The organism is Nonomuraea sp. NPDC049504 (genome assembly GCF_040676845.1).
Classification (GTDB): Bacteria; Actinomycetota; Actinomycetes; order Streptosporangiales; family Streptosporangiaceae; genus Nonomuraea; species Nonomuraea salmonea.
This window is the reverse complement of the sequence record NZ_JBFAPT010000009.1, coordinates 207,701-234,098: the sequence shown is the minus strand read 5'-3', so window position 1 is coordinate 234,098 and position 26,398 is coordinate 207,701. Positions and strand designations below refer to the sequence as shown.

Below are 26,398 nucleotides of genomic sequence, written 5' to 3'. Positions count from 1 at the left end.
CTCGTGAAGGGCTCCGCCGCACCGGCGGGGCCCTTTCGCTCTGCGACGGAAAATCTACCTGCCGTCACAAAATGATGCCGGACTGAGGGCTTGCCATTCGCACGTCCGTGTTGCAGTGTCAAGCAAAGGACCTTAATCCGCGGAGGTGCCCATGTCCTTGAACCACTCACCGGAGACGCAGACAAAGCTCATCGCCAGGGTCCCGACCATCACGGGACGCGAACTCCCAGAGTGGTTCCAAGCCATCGACAACGGCCCGAGCTTCCTGAGGTGCGACGAACGGGCCAACTGGCTCGCCGACGAGCACGGGCTGACCCACGGCTACGCCGCCGCGATCGTACACGAGCACGAGCGGCACCGCCGTAACCGCATGGGCTTCATCTAAGCCCAACCGTCACGCGCCCGTGCCGTAAGCGCGGGCGCGTCATCATGGGGGTATGGATCTCAACAAGGCCCTCGGTTTCCTCCGCGATCACCACCACGCCGTCCTGCTGACCCGGCACCGCGATGGGCGCCCGCAGATGTCGCCGGTCACGGCAGGCGTGCAGGGTGACCACGTCGTGATCAGCACCCGCGAGACCGCGGCCAAGGTGCGCAACGCGCTGCGCGACCCCCACGTGTCGCTGTGCGTCTTCACCGACCGCTTCTTCGGCGAGTGGATCCAGGTCGACGGCACCGCCGAGATCGTCCACCTGCCCGAGGCGATGGAGCGGCTGATCACCTACTACCGCGACATCTCGGGCGAGCACCCCGACTGGGACGACTACCGCGCCGCCATGGAACGCGAGCGCCGCGTCCTCATGCGCATCACCCCGGTCCACGCCGGCCCCGACCGCCACGGCTGAGGCCGCACGCCGGGAGGCGTCCCCGGTCGCGCGGCCCGCACTGAGGCCGCACGCCGTCGTGGCGCGCGGCCCGCACGCTCAGCTCAGGCGCTCGATGACCATGGCCATGCCCTGGCCGCCGCCCACGCACATCGTCTCCAGGCCGATGCTCTTGTCGTGGTGCTGGAGGCCGTTGATCAGCGTCGAGGTGATGCGCGCGCCGGTCATGCCGAACGGGTGGCCCACCGCGATGGCGCCGCCGTTGACGTTGAGCCGGTCGATGTCGATGCCGAGCTCCCGGTACGACGGGATGACCTGCGCGGCGAACGCCTCGTTGATCTCCACCAGGTCGATGTCGTCGATCGACATGCCGGCCCTGGCCAGTGCCTGCTTCGACGCCTCGACCGGGCCGAGTCCCATGATCTCGGGCGACAGGCCGGTCACGCCGGTCGAGACGATCCTGGCCAGCGGCGTGATGCCCAGCTCGGCTGCCTTGACGTCGCTCATGATGACGACCGCCGCGGCGCCGTCGTTGAGCGGGCAGCAGTTGCCGGCGGTGACCGTGCCGTCGGGGCGGAAGACGGGCGCGAGGGTGGAGACCTTCTCGTACGTGGTGCCCGCCCTGGGCCCGTCGTCCTTGGCCACCACGGTGCCGTCGGGCAGCGTCACCGGCGTGATGTCCTTCTGCCAGAACCCGTCGGCCAGCGCCTTCTCGGCGAGGTTCTGCGAGCGCACGCCGAACTCGTCCTGCTCCTGGCGGGAGACGCCCTTGAGCTGGGCGAGGTTCTCGGCGGTCTGGCCCATGGCGATGTAGACGTCGGGCAGCTCGCCGTCCTCGCGCGGGTCGTGCCAGACGTGGCCGCCCTCGGCGAGCCCCTTGCTGCGCTCGCGGGCGCCGAGGAAGGCCGGGTTGTGCGTGTCGGGCAGCGAGTCGGAGTTGCCCTTGGTGAAGCGGGAGACGGTCTCGACGCCCGCCGAGACGAACACGTCGCCCTCGCCCGCCTTGATGGCGTGGAAGGCCATCCGGGTGGTCTGCAGCGACGAGGAGCAGTAGCGGGTCACGGTGGTGCCGGGCACGTCGTCGAGGCCCAGCATCACCGCCACGACCCTGGCCATGTTGAAGCCCTGCTCGCCGCCGGGCAGGCCGCAACCGAGCATGATGTCCTCGATCGAGGCGGGGTCGAGCTGGGGCACCTTGGCCAGCGCCGCCTTGATCATCTGGACGGTCAGATCATCGGGCCTGATGTCCTTGAGCGACCCCTTGAAGGCTCGTCCGATCGGGGAACGCGCGGTTGCGACGATGACTGCCTCGGGCATGGCCCCTCCTTTGTCGGCGCTTATAGTAGAACTATATTCCAGTTCTCTGCGCAGGGGCCGACGGGGCCGTTCTTATCCGTACATTCCGGGCGAGTTCGCCGTCTGGTCGTTCACCGCGTGCAGGCCGCCCCGCTCGTCCCGCCACAGCCGCCAGCCCTCCTGGCTGCCGGTGAACCAGGGCGGCGGCGTCGAAGGGGGAGTGATGCGCTTGCCGGTGCCGAGGTCGTACTCGCAGAGCGCGGCCGTGGAGTAGAAGCCGGGCGGCTGGCCGCGCAGCGGCAGCGGCTTGGGGTCGGTGACGCAGAACGACCAGCCGCGCTCGCCCTCCGCCGGCACCGGACGGCCGGCCGCCAGGTCGAAGGCCGTGCCCTTGGCGCGGTGCTGCAGGAAGCCCAGCTTGTCCATGCGATCGGGGAAGGCCAGCCACCAGCCGGAGCCGGGCACCTCGGAGGCGGTGATCTGGCCGACCACCCGCCCGCTGGCCGGGTCGAGCCGGGCGAAGCCGCCGTAGGCGCCGTTGGGGTCGACGGGACGGACGACGGGGGCGAGCCCCGGGCTGCCGCTCGGATAGACGCGTACGACAGAGGGCCGCATCCAGTTGATGGTCCCGTCGGCGATCTTGACGCTGAACAGCCCGAACGCCGAGACCTTCTTCGTCTTCGGGTTCGTGTACGGGGCGACGTAGCCCACCAGGTCGTCGCCCGCCGCCCCGAACGCCCAGCCGCCCGACAGGTCGATGCCGGGGCCGAGCGCCTGCTCGATCGGCTGCTGCCACTGCAGCTTGCCGGTCTTCAGCTCGTACGACTCCACCATGGGGTTGGCGGCCAGCCTGAGCAGCAGCACCCGGCTCTTGTCCGACCACTCGACCTCGGAGATGCCGGGCAGCTTCCACAACTGCTTGCCCGTCGCCGGGTCGAGCACCACCATGCGGGCCTTGGCCAGCGCCGTGTGCTCGGACAGGCACACGTAGGGGCCGCAGCGCTGCGGGCCGAACGTCGAGTGCACGGGCCTGGTCCACTTCTTCGCCCCCGTACGCGCGTCGCGGGCGATGAGTGTGGCGTTCCAGCGGCCCTGCTTGGCGGGATCGAGCGCCACCACCACGCTGTGACCGTCGGCCTGCCGCACGAGCGCGGGGGCCGAGACGCCCATGCCGGGCAGGCGGCCCGCCATGGTGGCCGGATGGGCCCACAACTGCCGGCCGTCGCGCAGGCTCATGGCGACGGTCTCCAGCGCGCCCTCCGGCCTCATCGAGGTGACGGCGACCACGTCGGCGCCCACCGCCACCCTGCTGACGACGTTGATCCTGGTGTTGTGCCAGGAGGGGTAGGCGGAGGTGGCGGCGTCGCTGCCGGAGCAGCCGGCGACGGCGAGGCCGGCGGTGAAGGTGCCAGCGAGGGCGAGGGACGGTTTCCACGAGGGCCGGCGCACGGGCAATCCACTCCAATGAGGACGGGGAGTGGCGACTCGGGAGCGGAGGGTGACCGGTCGAGGGTGCGCAGGTGTCAGGTGTCGTTGACCGCCTCGCCGAGCCGCCGGCGGAACAACGTCGCCCACTTGCCGTGCAGGCCCGTCGCCCGCCCGTCGACCCGGGTCGCGGAGACCTCGGTGCCGGGCTCCTCCGCGGCCGTAGCCGCCGCGAGGTAGATCGGTTGCAGTGCTTCGCCGCGCGCGGGCCGCGGCTCAGGCCACAGCCCCAACGCAGCGCACACCGACGGTAGCACCGCGTAAGCGGCCTGCGCGTAACCTCGGTCAGATGGATGGAAACGATCCGGTCCGAACATTTCTGTCGGATTTGTAGCGAACTCCGGGCCCAGGACGTCGGCGAACGCCACCGTACGGCCGCCCGCGTCCACCACCGCCACCGTCTGCGCCGCGGCGAGCTGCCGGCTCCAGCGCCGCGTCACCCAGCGCAGCGGCTGCGCGATGGGCCGCACGGTGCCGAGGTCGGGACACGTGCCCACAACCACCTCCGCCCCCGCGTCACGCAGCCGCCGCACGGCCTTGACCAGATGGCGTACGGCTGTGGCGGGCGACGTCTGCGTGATGATGTCGTTGGCCCCCACGAAGATCACCGCCAGGTCGGGGCTCATGGGCAGCGCGGCGTCCACCTGCTCGGCCAGCTCCGCCGACGGCGCGCCCGACTTGCCCACCACCTTCAGCTCGACCGGCCGGTCGGCCACCGCGGCCAGGCCGTTGGCCAGCAGCACCGCGGGCGTCCGCGCCGGGTCGGTCATGCCCAGGCCGACGGACGTGGAGTCGCCCAGCATGGCCATCCTGATCGGCTCGCCGGGAAAATGGGCGCCGTAGACGCCGTCGGAGTGCGGGCCGTCCAGGCCGTGCGGGCGGCCGATGGCCTTGCGTGCCAGCAGCCCTTCGGCGATCAGCAGGCCGTACGCCGTGGCTCCGAGAGCCGTCAGCCCGCCACCTCCGAACGCCGCAGCGGTAGCGATCTTCCTTGCCGCGCGTGCCATGCCAGCCGGCCACACCACGTACGTGCCCTCCCCAGTCGAACTCGGCGGTAGCGTTTGCATGAAACTAACCGAGGGCCGGCCACCCCCACTGGACCTCGGCCATCGACAAGCTGACCAAGCTTCGGCAAAGAAGGTGAACACCTCGGTGCGCGTTTACGATTCCCTGGTCGACCTGATGGGCAACACGCCCCTCGTCAGGCTGCACAAAGTCACCGCGGGCGTGCCCGCGCAGGTGCTCGCCAAGGTCGAGTACTTCAACCCCGGGGGCTCGGTCAAGGACCGCATCGCGGTGCGCATGATCGAGGCCGCCGAGAAGTCGGGCGCGCTGCGTCCCGGCGGCGTGATCGTCGAGCCGACCTCGGGCAACACCGGCGTCGGCCTGGCCATCGTGGCCCAGCAGAAGGGCTACAGGTGCCTGTTCGTGGTGCCCGACAAGGTGGCCCAGGACAAGATCTCGGTGCTGCGGGCGTACGGCGCCGAGGTGGTGGTCTGCCCGACCGCCGTCTCGCCCGACCACCCCGAGTCCTACTACTCGGTCTCCGACCGGCTGGCCCGCGAGATCCCCAACGCCTGGAAGCCCGACCAATACTCCAACCCGAACAACCCCGACTCCCACTACCACTCGACGGGGCCCGAGATCTGGGAGCAGACCGAGGGCCGGGTCACGCACTTCGTGGCGGGCATCGGCACGGGCGGCACGATCTCCGGCACCGGGCGCTACCTCAAGGAGGTCTCCGGCGGCCGGGTGAAGATCATCGGGGCCGACCCCGAGGGCTCGGTCTACTCCGGCGGGTCCGGGCGGCCCTACCTCGTGGAGGGCGTGGGCGAGGACATCTGGCCGGCCACGTACGACACGGAGATCTGCGACGAGATCATCGCCGTGTCCGACAAGGACTCCTTCAACATGACCCGCAGGCTCGCCCGCGAGGAAGGGCTGCTGGTCGGCGGGTCGTGCGGCATGGCCGTGGTGGCGGCGCTGCGGGTGGCGGCCACGGCGGCGCCCGACGACGTGGTGGTGGTGCTGCTGCCCGACGGCGGCCGCGGCTACCTGTCGAAGATCTTCAACGACGACTGGATGGCCGACTACGGCTTCCTGATCACGTCCTCCGACGAGGGCACGGTCGGCGACGTGCTGGCCCGCAAGGGGGCGGGGCTGCCGGAGTTCGTGCACGTGCACCCGCACGAGACGGTCGGCACGGCCATCTCGATCATGCGCGAATACTCGGTGTCGCAGCTGCCGGTCATGAAGGAGGAGCCGCCGGTCATGGCGGCCGAGGTGGTCGGATCCATCGTCGAGCGCGATCTCCTCGAAGCCCTCTATCACGGCAGGCTCTCCTCCGACGATCCGATCTCCGATCACATGTCCGCGCCGCTACCCACGATCGGCTCTGGTGAACCTGTGGCCATTGCGGTGGAAGCGCTGGAGAAGGCCGATGCGGCGGTTGTGCTGGAGGACGGCAAGCCGGCCGGGCTGATCACCCGCCAGGACCTGCTCGCCTTCCTGGCCAACCACTGACGGGCTCCCGCTCCCTGTCAGGAGAGCGGGAACTCGGCCACCACTTCCCACGCGCCCTCGGGGGACGGGCCCGCGTAGAGCCGTCCCCCCAGCGCCTCCACCCGCTCGGCCATGCCCACCAGCCCGAACCCGCCGCCGAGCCGGGACACGCGCGAATCCGAGCCGGAGCCGAAGTTCCGTACCCGCAGCGTCACCAGCTGCTCAAGGCGGCGTAGCTCCGCCTCCACCCAGGCGGTGCGCGCCGCGTGCTTGCGCACGTTCGTCAGCGCCTCCAGGAGCACCCGGTGCAGGGTGGTCATGACCTCGGGCGGCAGCGTACGGTCGTCGATGCCCTGCCCGATCTCGAAGGCCACCTTCGGCCCCTCGGCCGAGAACCGCTCGGTCATCATGCGCAGGTCGGCCAGCGTGACGCCGGGCGTCCTGCCTGCCTCGTCCGCCGCGCGCAGCACGGTGACCATGCGGCGCATCGACGTCAGCGCGTCCGAGCCGGCCGAGGCGATCGCGTCCAGCGCGGGCAGCACGGCCTGCGGGCTGCTCTCGGCGACCGTACGCGCGGCCTGGGCCTGCACCACGATGCCGGTGATGTGGTGGGCGACCAGGTCATGCAGCTCCCTGGCCAGCTCAAGGCGCTCCGCCCTGCGTACGGAGTGGACCGCCTCGATCCGCCGCTCCTGCTGGAAGCGCAGGTAGCCGCCGACGCCCGCGGTCAGCGTCCAGCTCGCGAACAGCAGGAACGAGAACATCAGCCCCGCGTTGTGGTACTCGCGGCCGCCGGCCTCGGCCATCAGGACGGCGAGGCCGAGGCAGGACAGCAGGGCGGCGTTGCGTACCGGCTCGGCGTGCCGCAGCACGCCGAGGGTCAGGATGAGCAGGGAGCCGGTCTCCGTCATGCCGGGCAGGCCGCCGTTGCCGATGGCGGCCAGCGCCATCGACGTCACGAACGACAGGCCGAGCAGGGCGAGGTAGCCCTGCGTACGGTACCTGCGCCGCAGCACCAGCGCCGTGATGCCGGCCACTCCGCAGATCGGGACGAGCCACTGCTGAGGCCCCAGACCCGCGGCGAACACGACATCGATCAGCAGGAGGAGGCCGAGCCAGCCGTACATGGCCAGCTCGCTGAGCCGGCGGATCCAGTACACGACGCGTTTCGAGTCCCCCACGGCGTCGAGCCTAAGCCTGAAGTCGGACAAGGCGTATCGACCGTTCGGCCGACCGGGCGTTGCGGAGACCAGCCCTTCAGGGGAGGTGGCGGACGGGGGTCCTCGCCGATGCTGGAGAGGTCGGAAAGGGGACAGACATGGTTGCCATCGGGTTCGCCCTCCTGGGGGCCGGGCTGGTCGTCGCGGTGATGCTCGCGCTGGCCGACCCGGTACTGCTCTCGCGCATCAACGGGGAGCGCGCGGAGGGCGGCAGAGGCCGATTCATCGACGCGGACGTCGTTCGGTTGCCCGCGCGGTCCGGCGGGGACCGGCACGAGACCAGGGCGGCCTGAGCCGCCCACCATCCGGGGACCGGGGCTTCGGGCCGCCACCATCCGGGGACCGGGGCTTCGGGCCGCCCACCGTCACGGGCGGGCCGTCGCGGAGGCGCCGGGCCTGGTCGGGCTGGTGTTCGCCGACGGCGTCAGCGCCCCGGCCGGGGCGCTGACGCGGGGCGGCTTGAGCGCGGCGCGCGTCCACTAACGTGGCTGGTATGAGCAACGGTTTTGAGACCCTGGCCATTCACGCAGGTCAGGAGCCCGACCCGCTGACCGGCGCGGTCGTGCCGCCGATCTACGCCACGTCCACCTACAAGCAGGACGGCGTGGGCGGCCTGCGGTCCGGATATGAGTACAGCCGCTCGGCCAACCCGACCAGGACCGCGCTCGAAGCCGCGCTGGCCGCCGTGGAGGGCGGGGCGCGCGGGCTCGCGTTCGCGTCGGGTCTCGCCGCCGAGGACACCCTCCTGCGTACGGTCTGCAAGCCGCAGGACCACGTCATCATCCCCGGCGACGCCTACGGCGGCACCTACCGCCTCTTCTCCAAGGTCCACGAGCGCTGGGGCCTGCACTACGACCCCGTGCCGCTCCACGACCTCGACGCCGTGGCCACCGCCATGACGCAGAAGACGAGGGTCGTCTGGGTCGAGACGCCCACCAACCCGCTGCTCGGCATCGCCGACATCGCGGCGCTGGCGCAGCTCGCGCACGACAACGGCGCGCTGCTGGTCGTCGACAACACCTTCGCCTCGCCCTACCTGCAGCAGCCGCTCGCGCTCGGCGCCGACGTGGTCGTGCACTCGACCACCAAATACGTCGGCGGGCACTCCGACGTGGTGGGCGGCGCGCTGGTGGCCGCCGACGCGGGGCTCGGCGAGGAGCTGGCCTTCCATCAGAACTCCATCGGCGGGGTGGCCGGGCCGTTCGACGCCTGGCTGACGCTGCGCGGGCTCAAGACGCTCGGTGTGCGCATGGACCGCCACTGCGCCAACGCCGAGCGCGTCGTCGACCTGCTGCTGTCGCATCCGAAGGTGACCGAGGTGCTCTATCCGGGGCTGCCCGACCACCCCGGCCACGTGGTGGCGTCGAAGCAGATGCGCAGGTTCGGCGGCATGGTGTCGTTCCGCGTCGCAGGGGGCGAGGCGGAGGCCGTGGCGGTGTGCGACCGCGCCAAGCTCTTCACGCTGGGGGAGTCGCTCGGGGGAGTGGAGTCGCTCATCGAGCACCCCGGCCGCATGACGCACGCCTCGGCCGCGGGGTCGCCGCTCGAGGTGCCCGCCGACCTGGTGCGCCTGTCGGTCGGCATCGAGACCGCCGACGACCTGCTCGCCGACCTCACCCAGGCGCTGGGCTGAGCCGTTCCTGACGGTGGCCCCCTACTCGGGCACCACCATCAGGAAGAGGATCACCAGCCAGATCACCGACAGCAGGCTGCTGATCGCGGCGATCCGCCCGTTCTCGACCTTCGCGTCGTCCTCGGCGCTCTCGTTGGAGAGCGCCTGTACGGCGGCGCGCAGGTCGCGGTCGATGAGGACGAGCAGCACGATGCCCACGATGAACAACGTCATCGACGCCGTCATGTACCACCGGCCGAGCAGCCCGTCGCCCATGACGATGCCGAGGATCAGGCCGAACACGAACACGCCGATGCTGCCGATGGCGTAGATCCTGGTCGTGCGCTGGATGAAGCGCAGCGCGGGCACGTTCTTGGTGCGGATGACCCGGGGCGCCGACATCGTCGCCGCGGTGATCGGACCGAGCGTGAAGATCGCGAATCCGATGTGCAGCCAGAGAAGCAGGTCCATGCGGGAGAGACTAGTCCCCGATGATCTCGCTGGGGGATTCGACACTCTCTTTGCCCTTGGCAGGGCAATGCATGCACAGCTCCATGGCCGTCACCGTGACGACCATGAGCACGACGAGGAGCACCGCGGTAATCATGGGTCCTCCTCCTTCCCCGTCGGGGACGTAAATATCGTCCGTAATGACTAGACGGCTGTGCAACGGAATAAGTTCGGCGCGGGTATGGTTGGACAACGCCGCTTTTTCCTTACCGTTTGGGCACAAGGAGGTGCCGTCCGTGGCCATCAAGCACGTCGAGCCGTACTCCGACGAGTGGCTGCAGCAGCCGATCAGCTACGTGCAGCGCGTTGTCGAACTGCTCGGGTCAGAGGTCTCGGACTGGTGGGAGGGCCCCTGCGATCCGCGTGACGCCACGGTCAAGCTCACCGACGGCACCGCGCTCGTGTGGGACGAAGAGAGCGGGTGGCGGCTCGGCCGGTTCGTCGCCGGCGGGCGCGGGCAGCACACCGAGCTTTCGGGCGTCCGTTATCTCGGTCACGGGCTGCTGCCGCGGCCCGAGCGGGTGCGTGAGGCGCTGCGCGACGCACGCGCCGGGGTGGGAGCCAGCTCGGCCTGGCGCCCCTGCTACCGCTCCCACCGCAACTGCCGCGACGGCTTCGACGTCGCCCTCGACTTCTACTCCCGCCTCGTGGACGCCTGACCCTCGCGCCCGGGGCGCCGTCAGTCCAGGCAGAACTCGTTGCCTTCCGGGTCGAGCATCACGATGTGGCCGCCGCTCATCGGCGGCTGCGGCTCGTACCTCTGGACCCGGGTGGCCCCCAGCTTGAGCAGCCGCTCGCACTCCGTCTCCAGCGCCGCCATGCGCTCGTCGCCCGCCAGGCCGGGAGCGGCACGCACGTCGAGGTGCACGCGGTTCTTCGCGACCTTGTCCTCGGGCACCTGCTGGAAGAACACCCGGGGCCCGGCGCCGTCGGGGTCCTCGATGGCCGAGCTGGTGTTGCGCCGCTCCTCCGGCACGCCCATGCGCTCCAGAAAGTCGTCCCACGCGGCCAGCGGGTCGGCGCCCTCGGGCAGCTCGACCCCGGGAGGCGCGGGGTGGACGTACCCGAGCACGTCGCGCCAGAAGACGGACAGCGCCCGCGGGTCGTGAGCGTCGAAGGTGATCTGAACGTGCCGGCTCATCGCTGCGCGCCTTCCGTGGTTCGTGCGTCGTTCGCAAGGTGGGTGTGCAGGTAGAGGTCGCGCAGCAGGCAGACCTCGGACAGGTGGTGGATCAGCTCGCGGTGGATGTGGAGGACCAGATCCGCCATGGGGGATTCGGGGTACGGCTCCTTGTCGCCGACCGGGACGCGCAGCCCGTCCTCGCCCAGACCCTGGACGCCGGCCAGCCACGCCTCGACCTCCCTGTCCAACTGGTCGAGCGCCTGCGCTGCGGTGCCGGCGTACTCCCAGGTCTCGTACGACGCCGGCGGCCCCCCGAAGTGGGAGGCGGTGCGAGTGGCGAGCACGCCGACGATGACGTGCCCGAGCCGCCAGGCGATGGTGGTGAACGGCGCTGGGACCGGTGTCGGGTAGGCGAAGTCGATGGTGAAGTCTCCCGTCCCGCCCTGGATGGGCGCCGTCGACCGGCCGCGCGGCCACACGCTCCAGGGGCCGGGCACCGGTGACCAGAAGTACTCGTCGTCGGTGAGCCCCTCCAGGCGGGGCCGCAGCTGGTGGGTCCAGTGCCAGGTGAACTGCTCGCGCAGCTTCGTGTTCCAGTCGAACGCGGTTGTGCTCATGGCTCCACGATGACACCCCTAGCGGACAGGATCGGTCCGCAATCTCTGGCAGGCTGAGAAAATGACCCTGGCAAGCGAGGACGAACGCGGAACGACGGAGCGGGTGCTCACCCTGCTCGGGCTGCTCCAGCAGCGCCAGATCTGGACCGGGCCAGAGCTGGCCGCCCGGCTCGGGGTGACCTCACGTACCGTGCGGCGCGACGTCGAACGCCTGCGCACGCTCGGCTACCCGGTGCACGCCAGCCAGGGGGTCGGCGGCGGCTACCAGCTCGGCCCGGGGCAGGATCTGCCGCCGCTGCTCCTCGACGACGAGGAGGCGATCGCCACCGCCGTCTCCCTGCTGGTCGGGGCCGGTGGGGCGGTGGCCAGCGCGGGTGACGCCGCGCTGCGGGCGCTCACCAAGCTCGACCGGGTGCTGCCCACGCGGCTGCGGCACGAGGTGCGGGCGCTGGCCGGCTCGGTGGAGTCCTTCGCCGGTGGCGGCCGGGAGCCGATCGACCCGAAGGTGCTGATGACGCTGGCCAGGGCGTGCCGGGACGAGGTGGAGGTCGCCTTCGCCTACCCGTCGCGGGAGGGGCAGCGGACGCGGACGGTGGAGCCGTACCGGCTGGTCGCCTCCTCCCGGCGCTGGTACCTGCTCGCCTTCGACCTCGACCGCGACGACTGGCGTAACTTCCGGGTCGATCGGATGAGTGAGGTCGCCGCGCGGACCCGGCGGTTCCGGCCACGGGAGGCGCCGGACGCGGCGGCGTACGTGCAGGAGAGCGTCACCACGCGGGTCTACCGGCACCAGGCGCGCTTCCTCGTGCACGCGCCGGTCGAGGTGGTGCGGGCGCAGGTGCCGGCGGCGGCGGGCGTCGTGCACGACCGGGGGAGCGACGGCTGCGAGGTGGTCACCGGCGCCGACAACCTCGACTTCGTGATCATGCACGTGGTGCTGCTCGGACACGACTTCGACGTCCTCGACCCACCCGAACTGGCCGCCCGCTGCCAGGCCCTGTCCGCCCGCCTCCGCGCAGCCGCCCGGGAGGCCAGTCCGTAGCGGGGTTTGTCGCTTATGGTGTGTTTCGTGAGTGCCAGTCAGCATCGCCGTGAGCAGCTCAAGGAGTTCCTGCGTGCCAGGCGCGAAGCGCTCGCGCCCACTGACGTCGGGCTGCCCGCCGCCGGACGTCGCCGCACTCCCGGGCTGCGGCGGGAGGAGGTGGCGGTGCTCGCCGGGGTCGGGGTGTCCTGGTACACGTGGCTGGAGCAGGGGCGCGACATCAAGGTCTCCGGTGCCGTGCTCGACGCGGTCGCCCGCGCGCTGCTGCTGGACGAGGCCGAGCGTACGCACCTGTACGTGCTCGCCGGCCTGAACCCGCCGGACCCGGCAGGGCAGCCGGGCGCCCCCGTGAACGACCAGCTCAGGGCCGTGCTGGACGCCTGGATGCCCAACCCGGCACACGTCCTCGACCGGCACTACGGCCTGGTGGCGATGAACGACGCCTCCCGGCGCGTGTTCGGCTTCGACGCGGACGTCAGCAACTGCATGGTCGCGTTCTTCACCCATCCCATCTACCGGGGCAGGTTCACGGCGTGGGACGAGTTCGCGCCCGACATGGTGGCCGATTTCCGGGCGTCGGCGGCCCGATATCCGGACGATCCGGTCTTCGAGGAGATCGCCGGGGGGTTGCGCGCGGTCAGCCCGGAGTTCGCGGCGTTGTGGGCGCGGAGCGACGTGCGGTCCCGCTCGCAGGGGGTCAAGGCGATCACCCATCCCGAGGCCGGTGACCTGGTGTTCGCGTACTCGCTGTTCCGGCTGCCGGACCGCGCGGACCTGAACGTGGTGCTGCACACGCCCGACCCCGACACCGACACGCAGCGGAAGCTGGAGAGCCTGGTGTTCGTACACCCAGGATGAGCCGGCACTGCCTCGCCTGCGGCTCAGCCCGGACGATGGACGGCATGAAGGCAATCACGATTCCCGCATTCGGCGGCGCTGACGTTCTCCGGCTCGACGAGGTCAAGGTGCCCGAGCCAGGGCCCGGCCAGGTGTCCATCGACGTGGCGTACGCGGGGGCGAACTTCGCCGAGATCCTCTACCGGCAGGGGCTGGCCGACGTGCCGCTGCCGTTCGTCCCGGGCATCGAGGTGTCCGGTCACGTCAGGGCGCTGGGCCCCGGTGTCGAGGGGCTGCGGGTGGGGCAGCCGGTCGCCGCGCTCACGATCGTGGACGGCGGCGGGTACGCCGAGGTGGCGGTCACCGCCGCCGACCTGGTGGCTCCGCTGGACGGGCTCGCGCTGGAGCTCGACGTGGCGGCGGCACTGCCGTCCAACAGCACGACGGCGTTCCTGGTGCTCGACCGGGTGGCTCGTATCGAGCCGGGGGAGAGCGTGCTGGTGCACGCTGCGGCCGGCGGCGTGGGCAGCCAGCTCGGGCAGGCCGCCCGGCTGCTGGGAGCGGGCCGCGTGGTGGGCACCGTGGGCGGCCCGGCCAAGGTCGAGGCGGCCAGGGCGTTCGGGTACGACGAGGTCGTGCTGCGTGCGGCGGCTTCAGGGCGGTTCGACGTGGTCGTGGACATGGTGGGCGGCGCGACCCGCCGCGACAGCCTGGACCTGCTCGCCCCGATGGGCCGGCTGGTCGTCATGGGCAACGCCTCCGGCGCCGAGGACGTCGGCATGCCGGCCAACGAGCTGTGGCTGACCAACAAGACCGTCTCCGGCTTCAACCTGGCCGCCTTCGCCGCCACCCACCCGGAAGCCGCAGGCCAGGCCCTCCGCCGAGCCGTGAACGCCGCCGCAGGCGGCGGCCTGCGCGTCCAGATCGACCGGCTCCCCCTGACCCAGGCCGCAGAAGCCCACCGCCGCATCGAGTCCGGGGGCACCACCGGCAAACTGGTCCTGAAAGTGCAGCACTGAGCAGCACCCGACGAGGACAAACCGGGCGCGACTCAGCGAGGGAGCCGTCATGTGCGGGGCCTCGCCTTCGCGAGGGGAGCCGCCTTTGCGAGGCAGCGCCACGACCACGACAGGCCGGGCGCGCCACGCGAGGCGCCGTCACGCGAGGCGCCGCCACGCGCAGGGCCGGCGCTTCACCGGTGGCTAGGGTTCGGGGGTGTGGAGGGCCAGCATGATGTGCTGGTCGTCGCCGTGGTGGACGATGCCCTCGCGTTGGAAGCCGTGTTTCTCCAGCAGGCGGACCGAGGCGGTGTTGCCCTCGTGGGGGTCGGCGTAGAGCGGCCGGTTGGGCTCCTCGGCGAGGAAGAGCGCCATCGCGCGGCTGCCGATGCCGCGCCCCCAGAAGGCGCGCCCCAACCAGTAGCCGATGAAGCGCCGCTCCTCCTCCCACCACGCCACCAGGTTGCCCGCCGGCTCGCCGTCGACCAGCACGGCCCGCACGTAGACGGTGGGGTCGCCGAGGATGTTGGCCTTCCAGTGGCGCAGGAACGCCTCACGCTCGCGTGGCGCGAACCTCGACCGCCGCGCCGCCTCGGGATCGTGCTCCTGCGCCAGGAACACCTCCAGATCGGCCTCCGTCACGTCTCTCAGCCGTACGTCCATGCCGGGCAGTCTCGCAGGCGGCACCGACAACTTCGCGGCCGTCAGCGCGTGCGTCGCAACCGCAGGAAGTCGCTCACCACGTATTCGCCCAGCCGGTCGGCGCTCGGCGAGAAGACCCGCCCGCCGTTGCGCCGCGCCACCTCGTCCACGAACTCCTTCAGCCGGTCGTCGGCCGCCAGCATGAAGACGTTGATCGTGGCCCGCCGCCGGGTCATCTTGTCCACCTCGGACAGCGTGAGCTCCAGCGTCTCGTGCGACGGCGGCCACTCGAACGCCGAGCGCCCGTTGCGCAGGAGGTGGGCGGTCGGCTCGCCGTCGGTGACGACCAGCACCACCGGCTCGAAGTCGGGGTGGCGGTCGAGGTGGCGCCCGGCGATGAGCAGCGCGTGGTGCAGGTTGGTGCCCTGGACCATGTCCCAGTCGAGCCCGGCCAGCTCGTCGGGCTGCAGCACCCTGGCGTAGTTCGAGAAGCCGATGATCTGTACGGCGTCCTGCGGGAACTTCGAGGCCACCAGCGCCTGCAGGGCCAGCGCGGTCTGCTTGGCGGCGGCCCACGTGCCGCGCAGCGCCATGGAGTAGGACAGGTCGACCAGCAGGCAGACGGCCGCCGCGCTGCGCCGCTCGGTCTCGGCCACCTCGAAGTCGTCGACCGACAGCCGCACCCCGACCCGGTCGCCGAGGGTGACGCCGCCGCTGCGCACGCCGTTGACCAGCGTGCGTACGACGTCGATGGGCTGCTCGTCGCCGAACCGCCACGGCCGCGACGACCCGGTCAGCTCTCCGGCCGAGCCGGCGTCGTGCTGGTCGTGGTCGCCCCTGCGGCCCGCGTCGAGCGAGGAGAAGACCCGGCGCAGCGCGGTCTCGCCGAGCCGGCGCACCGCCTTGGGGGTCAGCTCCAGCTTGCCGCGCCGGCGCAGGAGGTAGCCCTGCTCCTCAAGCTCGCGTTCGATGCGCTTGAGCGCTTCGAGGTCGTCGACGGCGGAGCGGCCGAGCGCGCGGCGTACGGCGTCCTCGTCGATGTCGTCGAGCCGCGCGCCCGGGTAGTCCTGGCGCAGGGCGGTCTCGAGCTGGGTGAGGTCGGCCAGCTCCTCAAGCGCGGTGACGGCGTCGCCCATGGCGAGCGGCTCTTCACCGGTGAGGCGCTCGGGGGCGTTCCAGGCGAGGTCGGGGCGGCGGGAGTAGAGGGCCTCGCCGAGCCGGCGCATCTCGTCGGCCAGGCCCGCCTGCTCAAGGGTCTGGTTCATCAGGTTGCCCAGCTCTTCGCGCTGGCGCGGCGTCATCGAGGCCAGCATGCGCTGGGTGGCGGCGGCGCGGCGGGCGAGGATGTCGACCAGCTCGTCGAGGTTGCGGGGCTTCTCGGGGAACAGGTCGCCATATTTCGCCATAAATTGCTCGAAATCGGCTTGGGTGTGCTCGCCGCGGGCGTCCTTGTCGAGCATCCCGTTGAGGTCCGCCATCATCTCGCGGACGCGCCGCATCGCCTCGGGATCGGGGTTGGCCAGCGCGTCGCGCAACCCCCTGAACTGGCTGTCGAGCACCTCCCTGCGCAGCAGGTCGCGCAGCTCCTCGAAGGTCTGCCTGGCCGCCTGGGAGCGCCAGTCGTAAGAGCTCAGCTCCTGGATGGCGCTCGCGGTGTCCTCGGGCAGCGCGTCGAGGCCCGCCTCCCGCAGCCGCGCGTCGTCGGACGGGTCGGGGAACAGCTCGGCCCGCTCCTGCCCGATCGCCTTGTCCAGCAGCGCCCTCGCCCGCTCCAGCGTGCCGTCGAGCCGCCCGCGCTCGCGCAGGTCACGGCGGCGCTTGCGGACCTCCCTGAGCATGTCGTCGAGCCCGCGCCGCTCCTGGGTGCCCGGCAGGCCGCGCTTGAGCAGGTCGCGCAGGGCGTGGACCGGGGTCGAGCCCGACAGGATGGCGTCGCCCATCTCGTCGAGCGCGGCGCGTACGTCATAGGGAGGCGCCAGGGGATCGGGGCCGTCGTGGTACTCGCCATAGCGGAAGGCCATCACGAAACCACGCTAACCCCGAAACGAGCCCCGTGGTGTTACGCCGAGAGCTCAGGCGTCGCCGAAGACCTCCCACACCTGGTTGAGCGCGTCGGAGCCGGGCGTGTAGTCGACCTTCGCCAGGACGGGGTACTTGACGGTCTTGAGGGCCTTCGTCAGGTCCGTCCACCTGCACGGTTTCTTGCCCAGGCCGTTCTTGTCCGCGTTGACCGGACGGCCGGTGAGCCAGCCGTCGCCGCAGCGGGCCGTGGTGCGGGAGAACGTGGTCGCGTACGTGTAACCCAGCTTGACCGTCTTTCCGCCGCTCGCGAACAGCACGGTCGTGTCGTTCACCCGCTTGATCGTCCCCGTGGCCGTCCGCGGCTCGGGCCACTCGTTGAGCAGGATCTCGTTGACCCGGGTCGCCGCGCCGCCGCGGTACTCGACCCGCACCGGCACGGGCCCGCGGGCCAGCGAGGCGGTCAGGTCGGCGGGCGCGCAGCGCGTACGGCCCAGGCCGTTGCCGTCGAGCGCGACCCTGCCCTCGGTCTCCTTCAGGTCGCAGGCCGTCGTGACCCGCCCGTACGCGGCCTTGGCGTAGCCGAGCCGCAGCTCCTTGACCCCGGCGGCGCTCGCCAGCCGGTGGAACTTGGTGCCCTTGACCCGGGCCGCCTTCTTGGGCACGAGCCGCAGGCGGCCCTGGCCGTCGGCCCACGCGTACCCGTACGCGGACGTGGCGGCCTCGGCGGGTGCCGCGAACCCGCCCAGGACGAGAGCGGCGGCGGTGGCGCAGGCAAGCAGGCGCATGACGGTCTCCCCCGGCTAAGTGATGAACTCACCCCCTTTGACGCGGGAGACCGCCGACATGTTCACGTGCGGTAAACGGTCACGCCGTCAAGATCTTCCTTGGACAGCCGCCGCATCAGGTAAAGACCCTCAAGGGCGAACTCCAGCGCCGCCGCCGCGTGCCCGGGCGACTCCTCGCCCGCGCCCATGCCGAGCCGCGACATGACCTTGGCGAGACCGGCGACCGGCCCGATGCGGGTGAGCAGGTCACCGGCGGAGACCAGCTCGCCCGACTCCACCTGGTTGCCCTCGGCGAACTTGTCGGTCACCGGCGACAGGTCCATGCCGCCCAGCCGGCTCCTGAACGTCTCGGCCGTCGCCCGGCGCAGCAGGTGGGCCAGGATCTCGGTCTCCCTGCCCTCCTCGCTGACCTCGAACTCCACCTTGCCGCGCAGGCTGTGGACCACGCAGCCGAGGTCGACCACGCGGGTGACCGGCTGGTCCTCGCCCATGATGGCGGCACGGCGCACCGCCGAGGCGGCCGCGGTCTCGGCCGCGGCGATCGAGAACCTGGCCGACACGCCGGAACGGGCGTCGACCGCGGTCGACTCGCGGACGAGCCGGGTGAAGCGGGCGATCACCTCGATCAGGTGCTCGGGGACGTCGGCCCCGATGTCGGGCATGGACTCCTGGCGGATGAGCGTCAGCTCGTCCTCGACGGTCAGCGGGTAGTGGGTGCGGATCTCGGCGCCGAACCGGTCTTTCAGCGGCGTGATGATCCGGCCCCTGTTGGTGTAGTCCTCGGGGTTGGCGCTGGCGATGAGCAGCAGGTCGAGCGGCAGGCGCAGGTTGTAGCCGCGCACCTGGACGTCGCGCTCCTCCAGCACGTTGAGCAACGAGACCTGGATGCGCTCGGCCAGGTCGGGCAGCTCGTTGACGGAGAAGACGCCGCGGTTGGTGCGCGGCACCAGGCCGTAGTGGACCGTCTCGGGGTCGCCGAGCCGGCGCCCTTCGGCGATCTTGATCGGGTCGACGTCGCCGATCAGGTCGCCCACGGAGGTGTCGGGAGTGGCGAGCTTCTCGCCGTAGCGCTCGTCGCGGTGCTTCCACGCCACCGGCAGCTCGTCGCCCAGCTCCCGCGCCAGAGCCTGGCAGCGGGTGCAGGCCGGCGCGTACGGGTGGTCGTTGATCTCGCAGCCCTCGATCACCGGCGTCCACTCGTCGAGCAGGCCCGTGACCGTGCGGATGAGCCGGGTCTTGCCCTGACCGCGCTCGCCCAGCAGAACCAGGTCGTGCCCGGCGAGCAGCGCCCGCTCCAGGTGGGGCAGGACGGTGTCGTCGAAGCCCACGATGCCGGGGAAGCGGGGCTCACCCGCCCGCAGCTTGGCCAGCAGGTTTTCCCGGACCTCGGCTTTGACGCTGCGATGAACGTGGCCGCTCTCTCGCAACTCGCGGAGAATACGTGGCTGATGCACGGGAACGAGACTACGTCCCCAGCGAGGAATGTGGCAGAGACTTTCGCACCTGGCGGAGATTTCGGATCTTGACTATTAGGTGACGGTTCGTGCGCGTGCTTGTCCCTTTAGTGGGGAGAATCGGGCCTAGGGAACTTGGACATGTCGAGGGAGGCGAGATCCGTGGCCTTGATGACAAGCCGCTTCGCCGACGGCCTCGCCGTGGGTTCCGACCTGGTGGAGGCCGCGGAGAACGCCGTCGGCCAGGCACTGTCGAGGCTCAGCGGCCAAGCAGATCTGGTCTGCTTCTTCATTTGCGGCGACGACCCCGACGACGTCGCCAGGGCCGGCGAGGCCGCGATGAAACTCGCGCCCGAAGCGCACGTGATCGGATGCAGCGCCACCGGAGTGATCGGTGACGGCCAAGGGGTGGAGCTGACGCCCGCCGTGAGCGCGTGGGCGGCGACCCTGGAGGGTGCTCGGCTCACCACGTTCGCGCTGGAGACGCTGGCGGCCGAGGACCGGTTCGTGGTCGTGGGGCTGCCGGAGCGCAATGGGGACGACCACGTGGCGATCCTGCTGGCCGACCCGTACACCTTCCCGACCGACGCGTTCGTGGAACGCTCGGTCGACGTGCTCGGCGAGCTGCCGCTCATCGGCGGGCTGGCCAACGGGCTGCAGGGACGCGGGTCCGTACGCCTCTTCGCCGACGGCGAGATCTACACCGAGGGCGCCATCGGCGTGCTGCTCAGCGGGCCGATCAAGGTCAGCACGGTGGTGAGCCAGGGCTGCCGGCCGATCGGCCCCAGCATGGTCGTCACCGCCTCCGAGGACAACCTGCTGCTGGAACTGGCCGGGCAGCCCGCGCTCGCCCGCCTCGAGGACATCGTCAGCGACCTCGACGAGGACGACCGCGAGCTCGTCGCCTCAGGGCTGCAGATCGGCCTGGCCATGGACGAGTACGCCGAACGCCACGAACGCGGCGACTTCCTCATCCGGGGCGTCATCGGCATCGACCCCGACAGGGAGGCCGTCGCCATCGGGGACGTCGTCGAGGTCGGCAGGACCGTACGCTTCCAGGTCCGCGACGCCGCCACCGCCGACGAGGATCTCTACGACCTGCTCGACGCCCACCGCGAGGAGATCGGCAAGGTGGACGGGGCACTGCTGTTCTCCTGCAACGGCCGCGGCTCCGCCATGTTCGGCACCGCCGACCACGACCCCGTCGCGCTGCGCGACACGCTGGGCCCTATCGGCGTGGCGGGCTTCTTCGCCGCCGGCGAGGTCGGCCCGGTCGCCGGCCACAACCACGTCCACGGCTTCACCGCCTCCGTCCTGGTCTTCTCCAGCCCTTCGAGCACGCCGTGACGCTGCCCGCTGACGGGTCTTTCGAGCACGCCGTGACGCTGCCCGCTGACGGGTCTTTCGAGCACGCCGTGACGCTGCCCGCTGACGGGTCTTTCGAGCACCCCGTGACGCTGCCCGCCGACCGGGGCTCAGGGCCGGCCGTGTCTGTCCTGCGGGTCGGGACTTCGTGATCCTCGCCATCGATGTCGGCGGCACCAAGCTGGCCGCCGGCCTGGTCTCCCGCGACGGGACGGTAACCGGATCGCGGCGGGTCGCGACGCCGCAGGGCGCGGACGCCGAGACCCTCTGGCGTACGCTCATCGCCCTGGTCGAGCCCCTCGCGGGTCACGCGGAGGCGGTGGGGGTGGGTTGCGGCGGTCCGATGAGCTGGCCGGACGGCGAGGTCTCGCCGCTCAACATCCCCGGCTGGCGGCGCTTCCCGCTGCGCGCCCGCCTCGCGGAGCAGTTCCCCTCTTTACCGGTACGCCTGCACAATGACGCCGTCTGCCTGGCCGTGGCCGAGCACTGGCTGGGCGCCGGGCGCGGCAGCAGAGACATGCTCGGGATGGTCGTCTCCACCGGCGTGGGCGGCGGCCTGATCCTGGGCGGCCGCCTGGCCCACGGCCGCACCGGCAACGCCGGGCACATCGGCCACGTCGTGGTCGAGCCCCACGACGGCCCCCGCTGCACGTGCGGCGGCCACGGCTGCCTCGAAGCAGTGGCCCGCGGCCCCGCCCTGACCTCCTGGGCCCTGGCGAACGGCTGGCACCCGAACCCCCGCAAACCCCCGGCTCCCGTCCCCGCACCGATCACCGCCCAGCCGAACATCGCTGTAGGACTCGGCGCCGCAGGTGGCGAGCCCGGATGGTCCGCTGGGACGCACGTACGGACCGCTCAACGGGCCGGCGAGGGCGCACCCCACGCCAATGCCGCCGTGGGTCGCGTGCTGACCGGGAGCGGTCCTGACGGGGAGGGAGTCGCGTACCGGGAGGGTCGGGAGGCGGCCGGGAGCGGTCCTGACGGGGAGAGGGTCGCGTTCCAGGAGGGCCGGGAGGCGGCCGGGAGTGGTCTTGACGGGGAAGGGGTCGCGTACCGGGAGGATCGGGAGGTGACGGCGCGGGAGCTGGCGGCGGACGCGCTGGCCGGGGATCCGGTCGCCGTACGGGCGATGCGACGGGCCGGGCGGGCGCTCGGCGTGGCGATCGCCTCCGCCACGCACCTGTGCGACCTCGGCCTGGTCACCGTCGGCGGCGGGCTGGCGCAGGCGGGGGAGCCGCTGTTCGGCCCATTGGAGGAGGCGCTGCGCGAGCACGCCAGAATGGGCTTCGCCCGGGACATCGAGGTGTTGCCCGCCGCACTCGGCCAGGACGCGGGCCTCGTCGGCGCCGCCGCCCTCCACCTGGCCGCCGACCGCTACTGGCCCACCTGACCCCCGGTCCAAAGGCCCGGAAAGCGACGCTCCCTTCGGCCTGTGAGGCTCGGGGAGCGACGCGTGCTTCGGCCTGCGGGACCGGGGGAGGGATGCGGCCTTCGGCTTATGTGGCTCGGGAAGCGACGTGCGCTTCGATCTGCGGGGCCCGGAGAGCGACGCGCCCCTTGCCTGCGAAGGCCGGAGAGCTCAGGCCACGGCAGTCTGAAGGCCCGGTGCCCGTCGCTGCTCGGGGAGGGGCACCGGGTCGAGCCCTCGTCAGGGGTGGGTGGTGGTGAGGGTGGGGCCGTTGTCGGGGTCGGTGCGGGAGTTCGTTGACGGGCCCTCGTCCTGCTGGTCGCCGGGCCTGCCCTGGTCGGGGGGCGGCAGGGGGAGGGAGGTGGGTTCGCATGGAGCCACTTGGCCCTCGACGATTTCCAGGCTGGTGGCGGCGGGAGGTGCCGCGTCGCCCTGGGCGCTCTTCGAGACGGTCAGGACCAGTGTGGAGCCCTTGGGGACCTGGCCCTTCTCGATGGTGAACGCGATGCCGTCGCCGTCCTTACGGATGCCCGTCGCGAAGGCACCTCCCGCGTCCGCGTGACGGCCGCGCGGCGCCTTGCAGGTCTGGCCCTCGGGCAGATAGTCCACCGCCGCTGGGACGCCGGCCGCGGCCAGGTCGCGTTCGAGGCCGTCGGGGTCGGTGAACGCGTGGATGCGTACGGTCACCCCGCCGTCGGAGCCCTTGCCGACCGCGTACGCGGGCTTCCCGCCCACCCCGGCCAGCACCACCACCGCCGTGGCGGCCGCCGCGACCCCCGCCACCGCGGCGGTCAGCCCCACCAGCCGGCGCGGGCGCCGTGCGGGCGCGGCCACCCCTGACGTCACTCCCGGCGTCGCCCCCGGCGTCACTTCCGGCGTCGTCTCTGTCGCCATCCTCGTCCTCATCTCGTCCTTGAGTGCACTGAGAAGGCGGTCCTCGAAGGTGCTCACGTCTGTCCTTCCACGTACACGGCCGATGGCGAAGCGACGCCGGAGAGTGCACGTCTGGCCCGGTGGAGTCTGACCCGCGCGGTCACCTGCCTGATGCCCAGCGCGGCTGCGGCCTCGGTGACGGTGAGCTGGTCGATAGCGACCAGCTCGAGCACCGCCCGCTCGCCCTCGGGCAGCACCGCCATGGCCTCGAGAGCGCCGCGCATCCGCCGCTCGGCGTCGATGCGCTCCTCCATCCTGGCCAGGTCGTCGTCGTCCATCAGCCGCCGCCCGGCGGCCCGGCCGGTGGCCCGCGACTCGCGAGCCGCCCGCCGGTGCTGGGCCGACACCACGTTGCGTGCGATGCCGTACAGCCAGGCGGCCTCGCTGCCCCGGCCGGCGCGGTAGGTGTGCGCGGAGTCGAGCACCGCCAGGAAGACGTCGGCTGTCAGGTCCGCGGCCAGGTGGGGGTCGCTGACCCGGCGGACCACGAACCGCTGGACGGCGTCGACGTGGCGGCGATAGAAGGCCTCAAAGGCCCCGGGGTCTTCGTTGAGGCGCACCGGCCTCGCTCCCTTCGTCGTTCGCCCTTACACCCCTACTTGGACCGGGCGGCGGGAAGCGTTTCCGGGCGCGGTCAGGCGGGACGGCTGGGCTGGAAGAGCCAGGCGTCGAAGAGGGGGCCGAGGTCCTTGCCCGACAGCCGCTCGGCCAGGTCGATGAACTCCTCGGTGGTGACGTTGCCGTAGCGGTGCTCGGCCGTCCAGGTCTTGAGCAGGGTGAAGAACGTGGGGTCGCCGATGGCCTTGCGCAGCGCGTGGAGCGTCATGCCGCCGCGCGTGTAGACGGACTGGTTGAACAGGTCGTCGGGCTTGGCGCGGCCGGGCGGGTAGGACCACATGGGGTCGGACGCGGGCCGCGCGTGGAGCTCGTTGAACGTGGCGTCGGCGGTCTTGGTGCCCTTGTGCTCGGACCACAGCCATTCGGCGTAGGTGGCGAAGCCCTCGTTGAGCCAGAGGTCCTTCCACCGCTTGACGGTCAGGCTGTTGCCGAACCACTGGTGGGCCAGCTCGTGCGCGATGATCGCCTCGTCGGGCTCGAAGCCGCCGTAAAGGGGCTTGGTCTGGTTTTCCAGCGCGTAGCCGGCGGAGTAGTCGTCGACGACGCCGCCGGTGGAGGCGAACGGGTAGGGGCCGAAGACCGTCGTCCAGTAGTCGGTGATCTCGCCTGAGGCGGTGTAGAGGTGGTCGAGCGAGCGCTTGAACCTGGGGTCGGTGGCGGCGAGGTTGGGTATGCCGGCGGCGGTCTTGCCCTCGCGCAGGTCGAACTTGCCGAGCGTGGCCGTGGCGAGGTAGGTGGCCATGGGGTGGCGCTCGCTCCACTTGTAGGTGGTCAGGCCGCCCCTGGTGGCGGGCTTGGCCGTCATCTCGCCGTTGGCCAGGGCGGTGACCCCGGCGGGCACGGTGATGGTGAAGTCGAAGGTGGCCTTGTCGGCGGGGTGGTCGTTGCTGGGGAACCAGGTCTTGGAGCCGTTGGGCTCGGAGGCCACGAAGGCGCCGTCGGGGGTGGGGATGAAGCCGTAGGTGCCGAGGTTGGCGCTGTCGTTGGCGGGCCTCGGCCGGCCGGAGTAGGTGACCTTGACGGTGAAGGAGGACGAGGCGCCGATCGCCTTGGCCGGGCGCACGGTCAGCTCGGAGCCCTGCCGGGTGAAGGTGGCCGCCGCGTCGTCGACGGTCACCCCGCGCACGTGCAGGCCGGTGAGGTCGAGGTTGAAGCTGGACAGGTCTTGGGTGGCGGCGGCGCGGATGGTGGCGACCCCGTCGAGGCGCTTGCCCTTGGGCGTGTAGGTGACGTCGAGGTCGTAGTGGGCGACGTCGTAGCCGCCGTTTCCGTCTTTCGGGAAGTCGGGGTCGCCGATGCCGGCCGCCCCCGCGCGCTCGCCCCCGACCACCGAGTTGCCGATCGGCGGCGGCTCGTCGCTCGCCGTGCAGGCGGTCAAGGTGCTGAGCGCCGCCAGCAACGCCACCCCGCTTCTGGTGAAACGCATACGAGCCCCCTTCGTATCGTGACCAGAAGTTTACGCTGAGTCAGGCGATGACGACGACGGTCCTGGCGGCTTTGTCGTGCAGGGCCTGCTTGCGCGGGTCGAAGAGGATCCAGCCGAGATCGAGCAACGCGCCCAGGCAGCAGAACCAGATGAGCACGCTTTCCACGGCCTGCCTGACGGCGACCTGCCCCACGCCCATACTGCCGCCGGATTCCGCCACGACACGGATGCCGAAGAGTTTCTTTCCCAGAGTCTGACCATTCCAGAAGGCGTGGAGCAGCCAGAAGTAGAGAAAGGCGACCAGGCCGGCGAAGAAGGTGTGCTCGACGGGATAGCGCGCCCACACGCCCGCGTCCCAGGCGTAGGTCCAGGTCGTCCAGGTGAAGGGGGTGGTGATGACGTTGACGATCAGCCAGTCGAGCACGCCGGCGAACAACCGCCGCCAGCGCCCCGCCAGCCCCGGAGGCGGCAGTCCCATGCGGGGATGGATGACCGCCGCCCCGCCGAGGCAAACCACCGGCTACATCAAAGGTTGCCCCTGCGCTCCTGCTCGCGCTCGATGGCCTCGAACAGCGCCTTGAAGTTGCCCTTGCCGAAGCCGAGCGAGCCGTGCCGCTCGATGAGCTCGAAGAAGACCGTGGGCCTGTCCTGCACCGGCTCGGTGAAGATCTGCAGCAGGTAGCCGTCCTCGTCGCGGTCCACGAGGATCTTGCGCTTCTTCAGCTCCTCGATCGGCACCCGCACCCGCCCGATGCGCTCGCGCAGCTCGGGGTCGTCGTAGTAGGAGTCGGGGGTGGCGAGGAAGCGCACTCCGGCGGCGCGCATGTGGTCGACGGTGGTGAGGATGTCGTTGGTGGCGAGCGCGATGTGCTGCACGCCCGGTCCGCCGTAGAACTCTAGGTACTCGTCGATCTGCGACTTCTTGCGGCTGACCGCCGGCTCGTTGAGCGGGAACTTGACCTTGCGGCTGCCGTCGGCGACGACCTTGGACATGAGCGCGGAGTATTCGGTGGCGATGTCGTCGCCGATGAACTCCGCCATGTTGGTGAAGCCCATGACCTTCCGGTAGAACTCCACCCACTCGTCCATCTTGCCCAGCTCGACGTTGCCGACGCAGTGGTCGACGGCCTGGAAGAGCCGGCCGTTCTTGGTGGCGGGCGGGGCGACCAGCGGCTCGGCGGCGGCGTAGCCGGGCAGGTAGGCGCCGCCGTAGTTGGACCTGTCGATCAGGGTGTGCCGGGTCTCGCCGTACGTCGCGATGGCCGCGAGCTGCACCTTGCCGTGCTCGTCCTCCAGCGTGTACGGCTCCGCCAGCCCTCGCGCTCCGTGCGCCACGGCGTGGGCGTAGGCGGCCTCCACGTCGGGCACCTGGATGGCCAGGTCGATGACCCCGTCGCCGTGCGCGGCCACGTGCCGGGCCAGGTCGGTGTCGGGCCGCAGCGACCCGCGGAACTCGAACGTGGCGCCGCCCGAGGTCAGCACGTACGCGGCCGTGTCCCGATCACCGTTCTCCGGGCCCCGGTAGGCGACGAGCCGCATGCCGAAAGCGGTCGAGTAGTAGTGGGCCGCCTGCCTGGCGTTGCCCACGGCGAACACCACGGCGTCCATGCCGTTGACCGGAAAGACATCACTCATACCACCAACTCTCGATTTTCCTGGACGAGTTGCGCAAGAGTTAC

General features: G+C 71.1%; 28 protein-coding genes. 11 read left to right on the top strand and 17 right to left on the bottom strand.

The window, feature by feature from the left end; translation table 11 throughout:
• The first annotated feature begins 151 nt into the window (after nt 1–151).
• Both AB0K28_RS19510 and AB0K28_RS19505 read left to right on the top strand, forming a co-directional pair.
• Complete coding sequence (locus AB0K28_RS19510) at nt 152–385, top strand: DUF4287 domain-containing protein (RefSeq protein ID WP_080045101.1); 234 nt, start codon at nt 152–154, stop codon at nt 383–385.
• A 52-nt stretch (nt 386–437) separates the two neighbouring features.
• A complete protein-coding gene (locus AB0K28_RS19505) occupies nt 438–845 on the top strand; it encodes a PPOX class F420-dependent oxidoreductase (RefSeq protein ID WP_364371644.1) in 408 nt (135 codons plus the stop codon).
• A 78-nt stretch (nt 846–923) separates the two neighbouring features.
• Here the strand turns inward: AB0K28_RS19505 and AB0K28_RS19500 are convergent, their stop codons facing one another.
• The 3 genes from AB0K28_RS19500 to AB0K28_RS19490 all read right to left on the bottom strand — a co-directional run bounded on the left by AB0K28_RS19500 (nt 924) and on the right by AB0K28_RS19490 (nt 4,612).
• On the bottom strand, nt 924–2,141 hold the full coding sequence (locus tag AB0K28_RS19500) for an acetyl-CoA C-acetyltransferase (protein ID WP_345390211.1): 1,218 nt from the start codon (nt 2,139–2,141) through the stop codon (nt 924–926).
• A gap of 72 nt (nt 2,142–2,213) precedes the next feature.
• Nucleotides 2,214–3,569 (bottom strand): PQQ-binding-like beta-propeller repeat protein, encoded by a 1,356-nt coding sequence (locus AB0K28_RS19495; protein ID WP_364371641.1) that lies wholly within the window; start codon nt 3,567–3,569, stop codon nt 2,214–2,216.
• Nucleotides 3,570–3,643: 74 nt separating this feature from the next.
• Nucleotides 3,644–4,612, bottom strand: coding sequence for an SGNH/GDSL hydrolase family protein (locus tag AB0K28_RS19490; protein ID WP_364371638.1), 969 nt, complete (start codon nt 4,610–4,612; stop codon nt 3,644–3,646).
• Nucleotides 4,613–4,757: 145 nt separating this feature from the next.
• Here AB0K28_RS19490 and AB0K28_RS19485 point away from each other — a divergent pair, with 145 nt between their 5' ends.
• Nucleotides 4,758–6,128 (top strand): cystathionine beta-synthase, encoded by a 1,371-nt coding sequence (locus AB0K28_RS19485; protein WP_345390202.1) that lies wholly within the window; start codon nt 4,758–4,760, stop codon nt 6,126–6,128.
• Nucleotides 6,129–6,145: 17 nt separating this feature from the next.
• Here AB0K28_RS19485 and AB0K28_RS19480 read toward each other — a convergent pair whose 3' ends face one another.
• Nucleotides 6,146–7,288 (bottom strand): histidine kinase, encoded by a 1,143-nt coding sequence (locus AB0K28_RS19480; RefSeq protein ID WP_364371634.1) that lies wholly within the window; start codon nt 7,286–7,288, stop codon nt 6,146–6,148.
• 137 nt (nt 7,289–7,425) lie between these two features.
• Here AB0K28_RS19480 and AB0K28_RS19475 point away from each other — a divergent pair, with 137 nt between their 5' ends.
• Together AB0K28_RS19475 and AB0K28_RS19470 are read left to right on the top strand one after the other, a co-directional pair.
• Entirely contained in the window at nt 7,426–7,620 is a 195-nt protein-coding gene (locus AB0K28_RS19475; RefSeq protein ID WP_364371631.1) for a hypothetical protein, read from the top strand.
• A gap of 200 nt (nt 7,621–7,820) precedes the next feature.
• Nucleotides 7,821–8,960 (top strand): cystathionine gamma-synthase, encoded by a 1,140-nt coding sequence (locus AB0K28_RS19470; protein ID WP_345390193.1) that lies wholly within the window; start codon nt 7,821–7,823, stop codon nt 8,958–8,960.
• A 21-nt stretch (nt 8,961–8,981) separates the two neighbouring features.
• Here AB0K28_RS19470 and AB0K28_RS19465 read toward each other — a convergent pair whose 3' ends face one another.
• Both AB0K28_RS19465 and AB0K28_RS19460 read right to left on the bottom strand, forming a co-directional pair.
• Nucleotides 8,982–9,410 carry a hypothetical protein gene (locus AB0K28_RS19465; RefSeq protein ID WP_345390190.1) on the bottom strand — a complete coding sequence of 143 codons (429 nt, stop codon included), beginning with the start codon at nt 9,408–9,410 and terminating at the stop codon, nt 8,982–8,984.
• Nucleotides 9,411–9,420: 10 nt separating this feature from the next.
• Nucleotides 9,421–9,546 carry a hypothetical protein gene (locus tag AB0K28_RS19460; RefSeq protein ID WP_364371627.1) on the bottom strand — a complete coding sequence of 42 codons (126 nt, stop codon included), beginning with the start codon at nt 9,544–9,546 and terminating at the stop codon, nt 9,421–9,423.
• A 139-nt stretch (nt 9,547–9,685) separates the two neighbouring features.
• Here AB0K28_RS19460 and AB0K28_RS19455 point away from each other — a divergent pair, with 139 nt between their 5' ends.
• Nucleotides 9,686–10,108 (top strand): DUF6292 family protein, encoded by a 423-nt coding sequence (locus tag AB0K28_RS19455; protein WP_345390187.1) that lies wholly within the window; start codon nt 9,686–9,688, stop codon nt 10,106–10,108.
• 20 nt (nt 10,109–10,128) lie between these two features.
• Here the strand turns inward: AB0K28_RS19455 and AB0K28_RS19450 are convergent, their stop codons facing one another.
• Together AB0K28_RS19450 and AB0K28_RS19445 are read right to left on the bottom strand one after the other, a co-directional pair.
• Entirely contained in the window at nt 10,129–10,590 is a 462-nt protein-coding gene (locus AB0K28_RS19450; RefSeq protein WP_364371623.1) for a VOC family protein, read from the bottom strand.
• Nucleotides 10,587–11,189, bottom strand: a complete 603-nt coding sequence (locus AB0K28_RS19445; protein WP_364371620.1) for a DinB family protein — start codon at nt 11,187–11,189, stop codon at nt 10,587–10,589. The genes AB0K28_RS19450 and AB0K28_RS19445 overlap by 4 nt, the downstream gene beginning before the upstream one ends.
• A gap of 61 nt (nt 11,190–11,250) precedes the next feature.
• On the opposite strand from AB0K28_RS19445, the gene AB0K28_RS19440 reads away from it, so the two are divergent.
• From AB0K28_RS19440 to AB0K28_RS19430, 3 genes are read left to right on the top strand one after another with little or no spacing between them, the layout of a single operon-like run.
• Nucleotides 11,251–12,231 carry a YafY family protein gene (locus tag AB0K28_RS19440; RefSeq protein ID WP_364371617.1) on the top strand — a complete coding sequence of 327 codons (981 nt, stop codon included), beginning with the start codon at nt 11,251–11,253 and terminating at the stop codon, nt 12,229–12,231.
• Nucleotides 12,232–12,258: 27 nt separating this feature from the next.
• Nucleotides 12,259–13,089, top strand: a complete 831-nt coding sequence (locus tag AB0K28_RS19435) for a helix-turn-helix transcriptional regulator (protein ID WP_364371614.1) — start codon at nt 12,259–12,261, stop codon at nt 13,087–13,089.
• Between the two features lie 44 nt (nt 13,090–13,133).
• The gene (locus tag AB0K28_RS19430) at nt 13,134–14,087 is read left to right on the top strand and encodes a zinc-binding dehydrogenase (protein WP_364371611.1); all 954 of its coding nucleotides are present in this window, start codon (nt 13,134–13,136) and stop codon (nt 14,085–14,087) included.
• Between the two features lie 183 nt (nt 14,088–14,270).
• On the opposite strand, the gene AB0K28_RS19425 is transcribed toward AB0K28_RS19430, so the two are convergent.
• From AB0K28_RS19425 to AB0K28_RS19410, 4 genes are all read right to left on the bottom strand, one after another.
• The gene (locus AB0K28_RS19425; protein ID WP_364371608.1) at nt 14,271–14,729 is read right to left on the bottom strand and encodes a GNAT family N-acetyltransferase; all 459 of its coding nucleotides are present in this window, start codon (nt 14,727–14,729) and stop codon (nt 14,271–14,273) included.
• Nucleotides 14,730–14,770: 41 nt separating this feature from the next.
• Nucleotides 14,771–16,729: a hypothetical protein gene (locus tag AB0K28_RS19420; RefSeq protein WP_364371605.1), complete on the bottom strand. Its 1,959-nt coding sequence runs from the start codon at nt 16,727–16,729 to the stop codon at nt 14,771–14,773.
• A 51-nt stretch (nt 16,730–16,780) separates the two neighbouring features.
• Nucleotides 16,781–17,515 (bottom strand): hypothetical protein, encoded by a 735-nt coding sequence (locus AB0K28_RS19415; protein WP_364371602.1) that lies wholly within the window; start codon nt 17,513–17,515, stop codon nt 16,781–16,783.
• Nucleotides 17,516–17,577: 62 nt separating this feature from the next.
• The gene (locus AB0K28_RS19410; protein ID WP_355416648.1) at nt 17,578–18,969 is read right to left on the bottom strand and encodes a sigma 54-interacting transcriptional regulator; all 1,392 of its coding nucleotides are present in this window, start codon (nt 18,967–18,969) and stop codon (nt 17,578–17,580) included.
• Nucleotides 18,970–19,140: 171 nt separating this feature from the next.
• Between AB0K28_RS19410 and AB0K28_RS19405 the strand changes: the two genes are divergently transcribed.
• Nucleotides 19,141–20,316, top strand: coding sequence for an FIST N-terminal domain-containing protein (locus AB0K28_RS19405; RefSeq protein WP_345409397.1), 1,176 nt, complete (start codon nt 19,141–19,143; stop codon nt 20,314–20,316).
• 166 nt (nt 20,317–20,482) lie between these two features.
• Nucleotides 20,483–21,724 carry an ROK family protein gene (locus AB0K28_RS19400; protein ID WP_364371599.1) on the top strand — a complete coding sequence of 414 codons (1,242 nt, stop codon included), beginning with the start codon at nt 20,483–20,485 and terminating at the stop codon, nt 21,722–21,724.
• Nucleotides 21,725–21,982: 258 nt separating this feature from the next.
• Here AB0K28_RS19400 and AB0K28_RS19395 read toward each other — a convergent pair whose 3' ends face one another.
• The 5 genes from AB0K28_RS19395 to hppD form a co-directional block, all read right to left on the bottom strand.
• Nucleotides 21,983–22,636 carry a hypothetical protein gene (locus AB0K28_RS19395; protein WP_364371596.1) on the bottom strand — a complete coding sequence of 218 codons (654 nt, stop codon included), beginning with the start codon at nt 22,634–22,636 and terminating at the stop codon, nt 21,983–21,985.
• A gap of 53 nt (nt 22,637–22,689) precedes the next feature.
• A complete protein-coding gene (locus AB0K28_RS19390) occupies nt 22,690–23,235 on the bottom strand; it encodes an RNA polymerase sigma factor (protein WP_364371593.1) in 546 nt (181 codons plus the stop codon).
• A gap of 74 nt (nt 23,236–23,309) precedes the next feature.
• Complete coding sequence (locus AB0K28_RS19385; RefSeq protein WP_364371590.1) at nt 23,310–24,719, bottom strand: M1 family metallopeptidase; 1,410 nt, start codon at nt 24,717–24,719, stop codon at nt 23,310–23,312.
• A 40-nt stretch (nt 24,720–24,759) separates the two neighbouring features.
• Nucleotides 24,760–25,197: an RDD family protein gene (locus tag AB0K28_RS19380; RefSeq protein ID WP_345390153.1), complete on the bottom strand. Its 438-nt coding sequence runs from the start codon at nt 25,195–25,197 to the stop codon at nt 24,760–24,762.
• Nucleotides 25,198–25,244: 47 nt separating this feature from the next.
• Entirely contained in the window at nt 25,245–26,354 is a 1,110-nt protein-coding gene (hppD, locus tag AB0K28_RS19375; protein WP_345390150.1) for a 4-hydroxyphenylpyruvate dioxygenase, read from the bottom strand.
• Between the last annotated feature and the right edge of the window lie 44 nt (nt 26,355–26,398).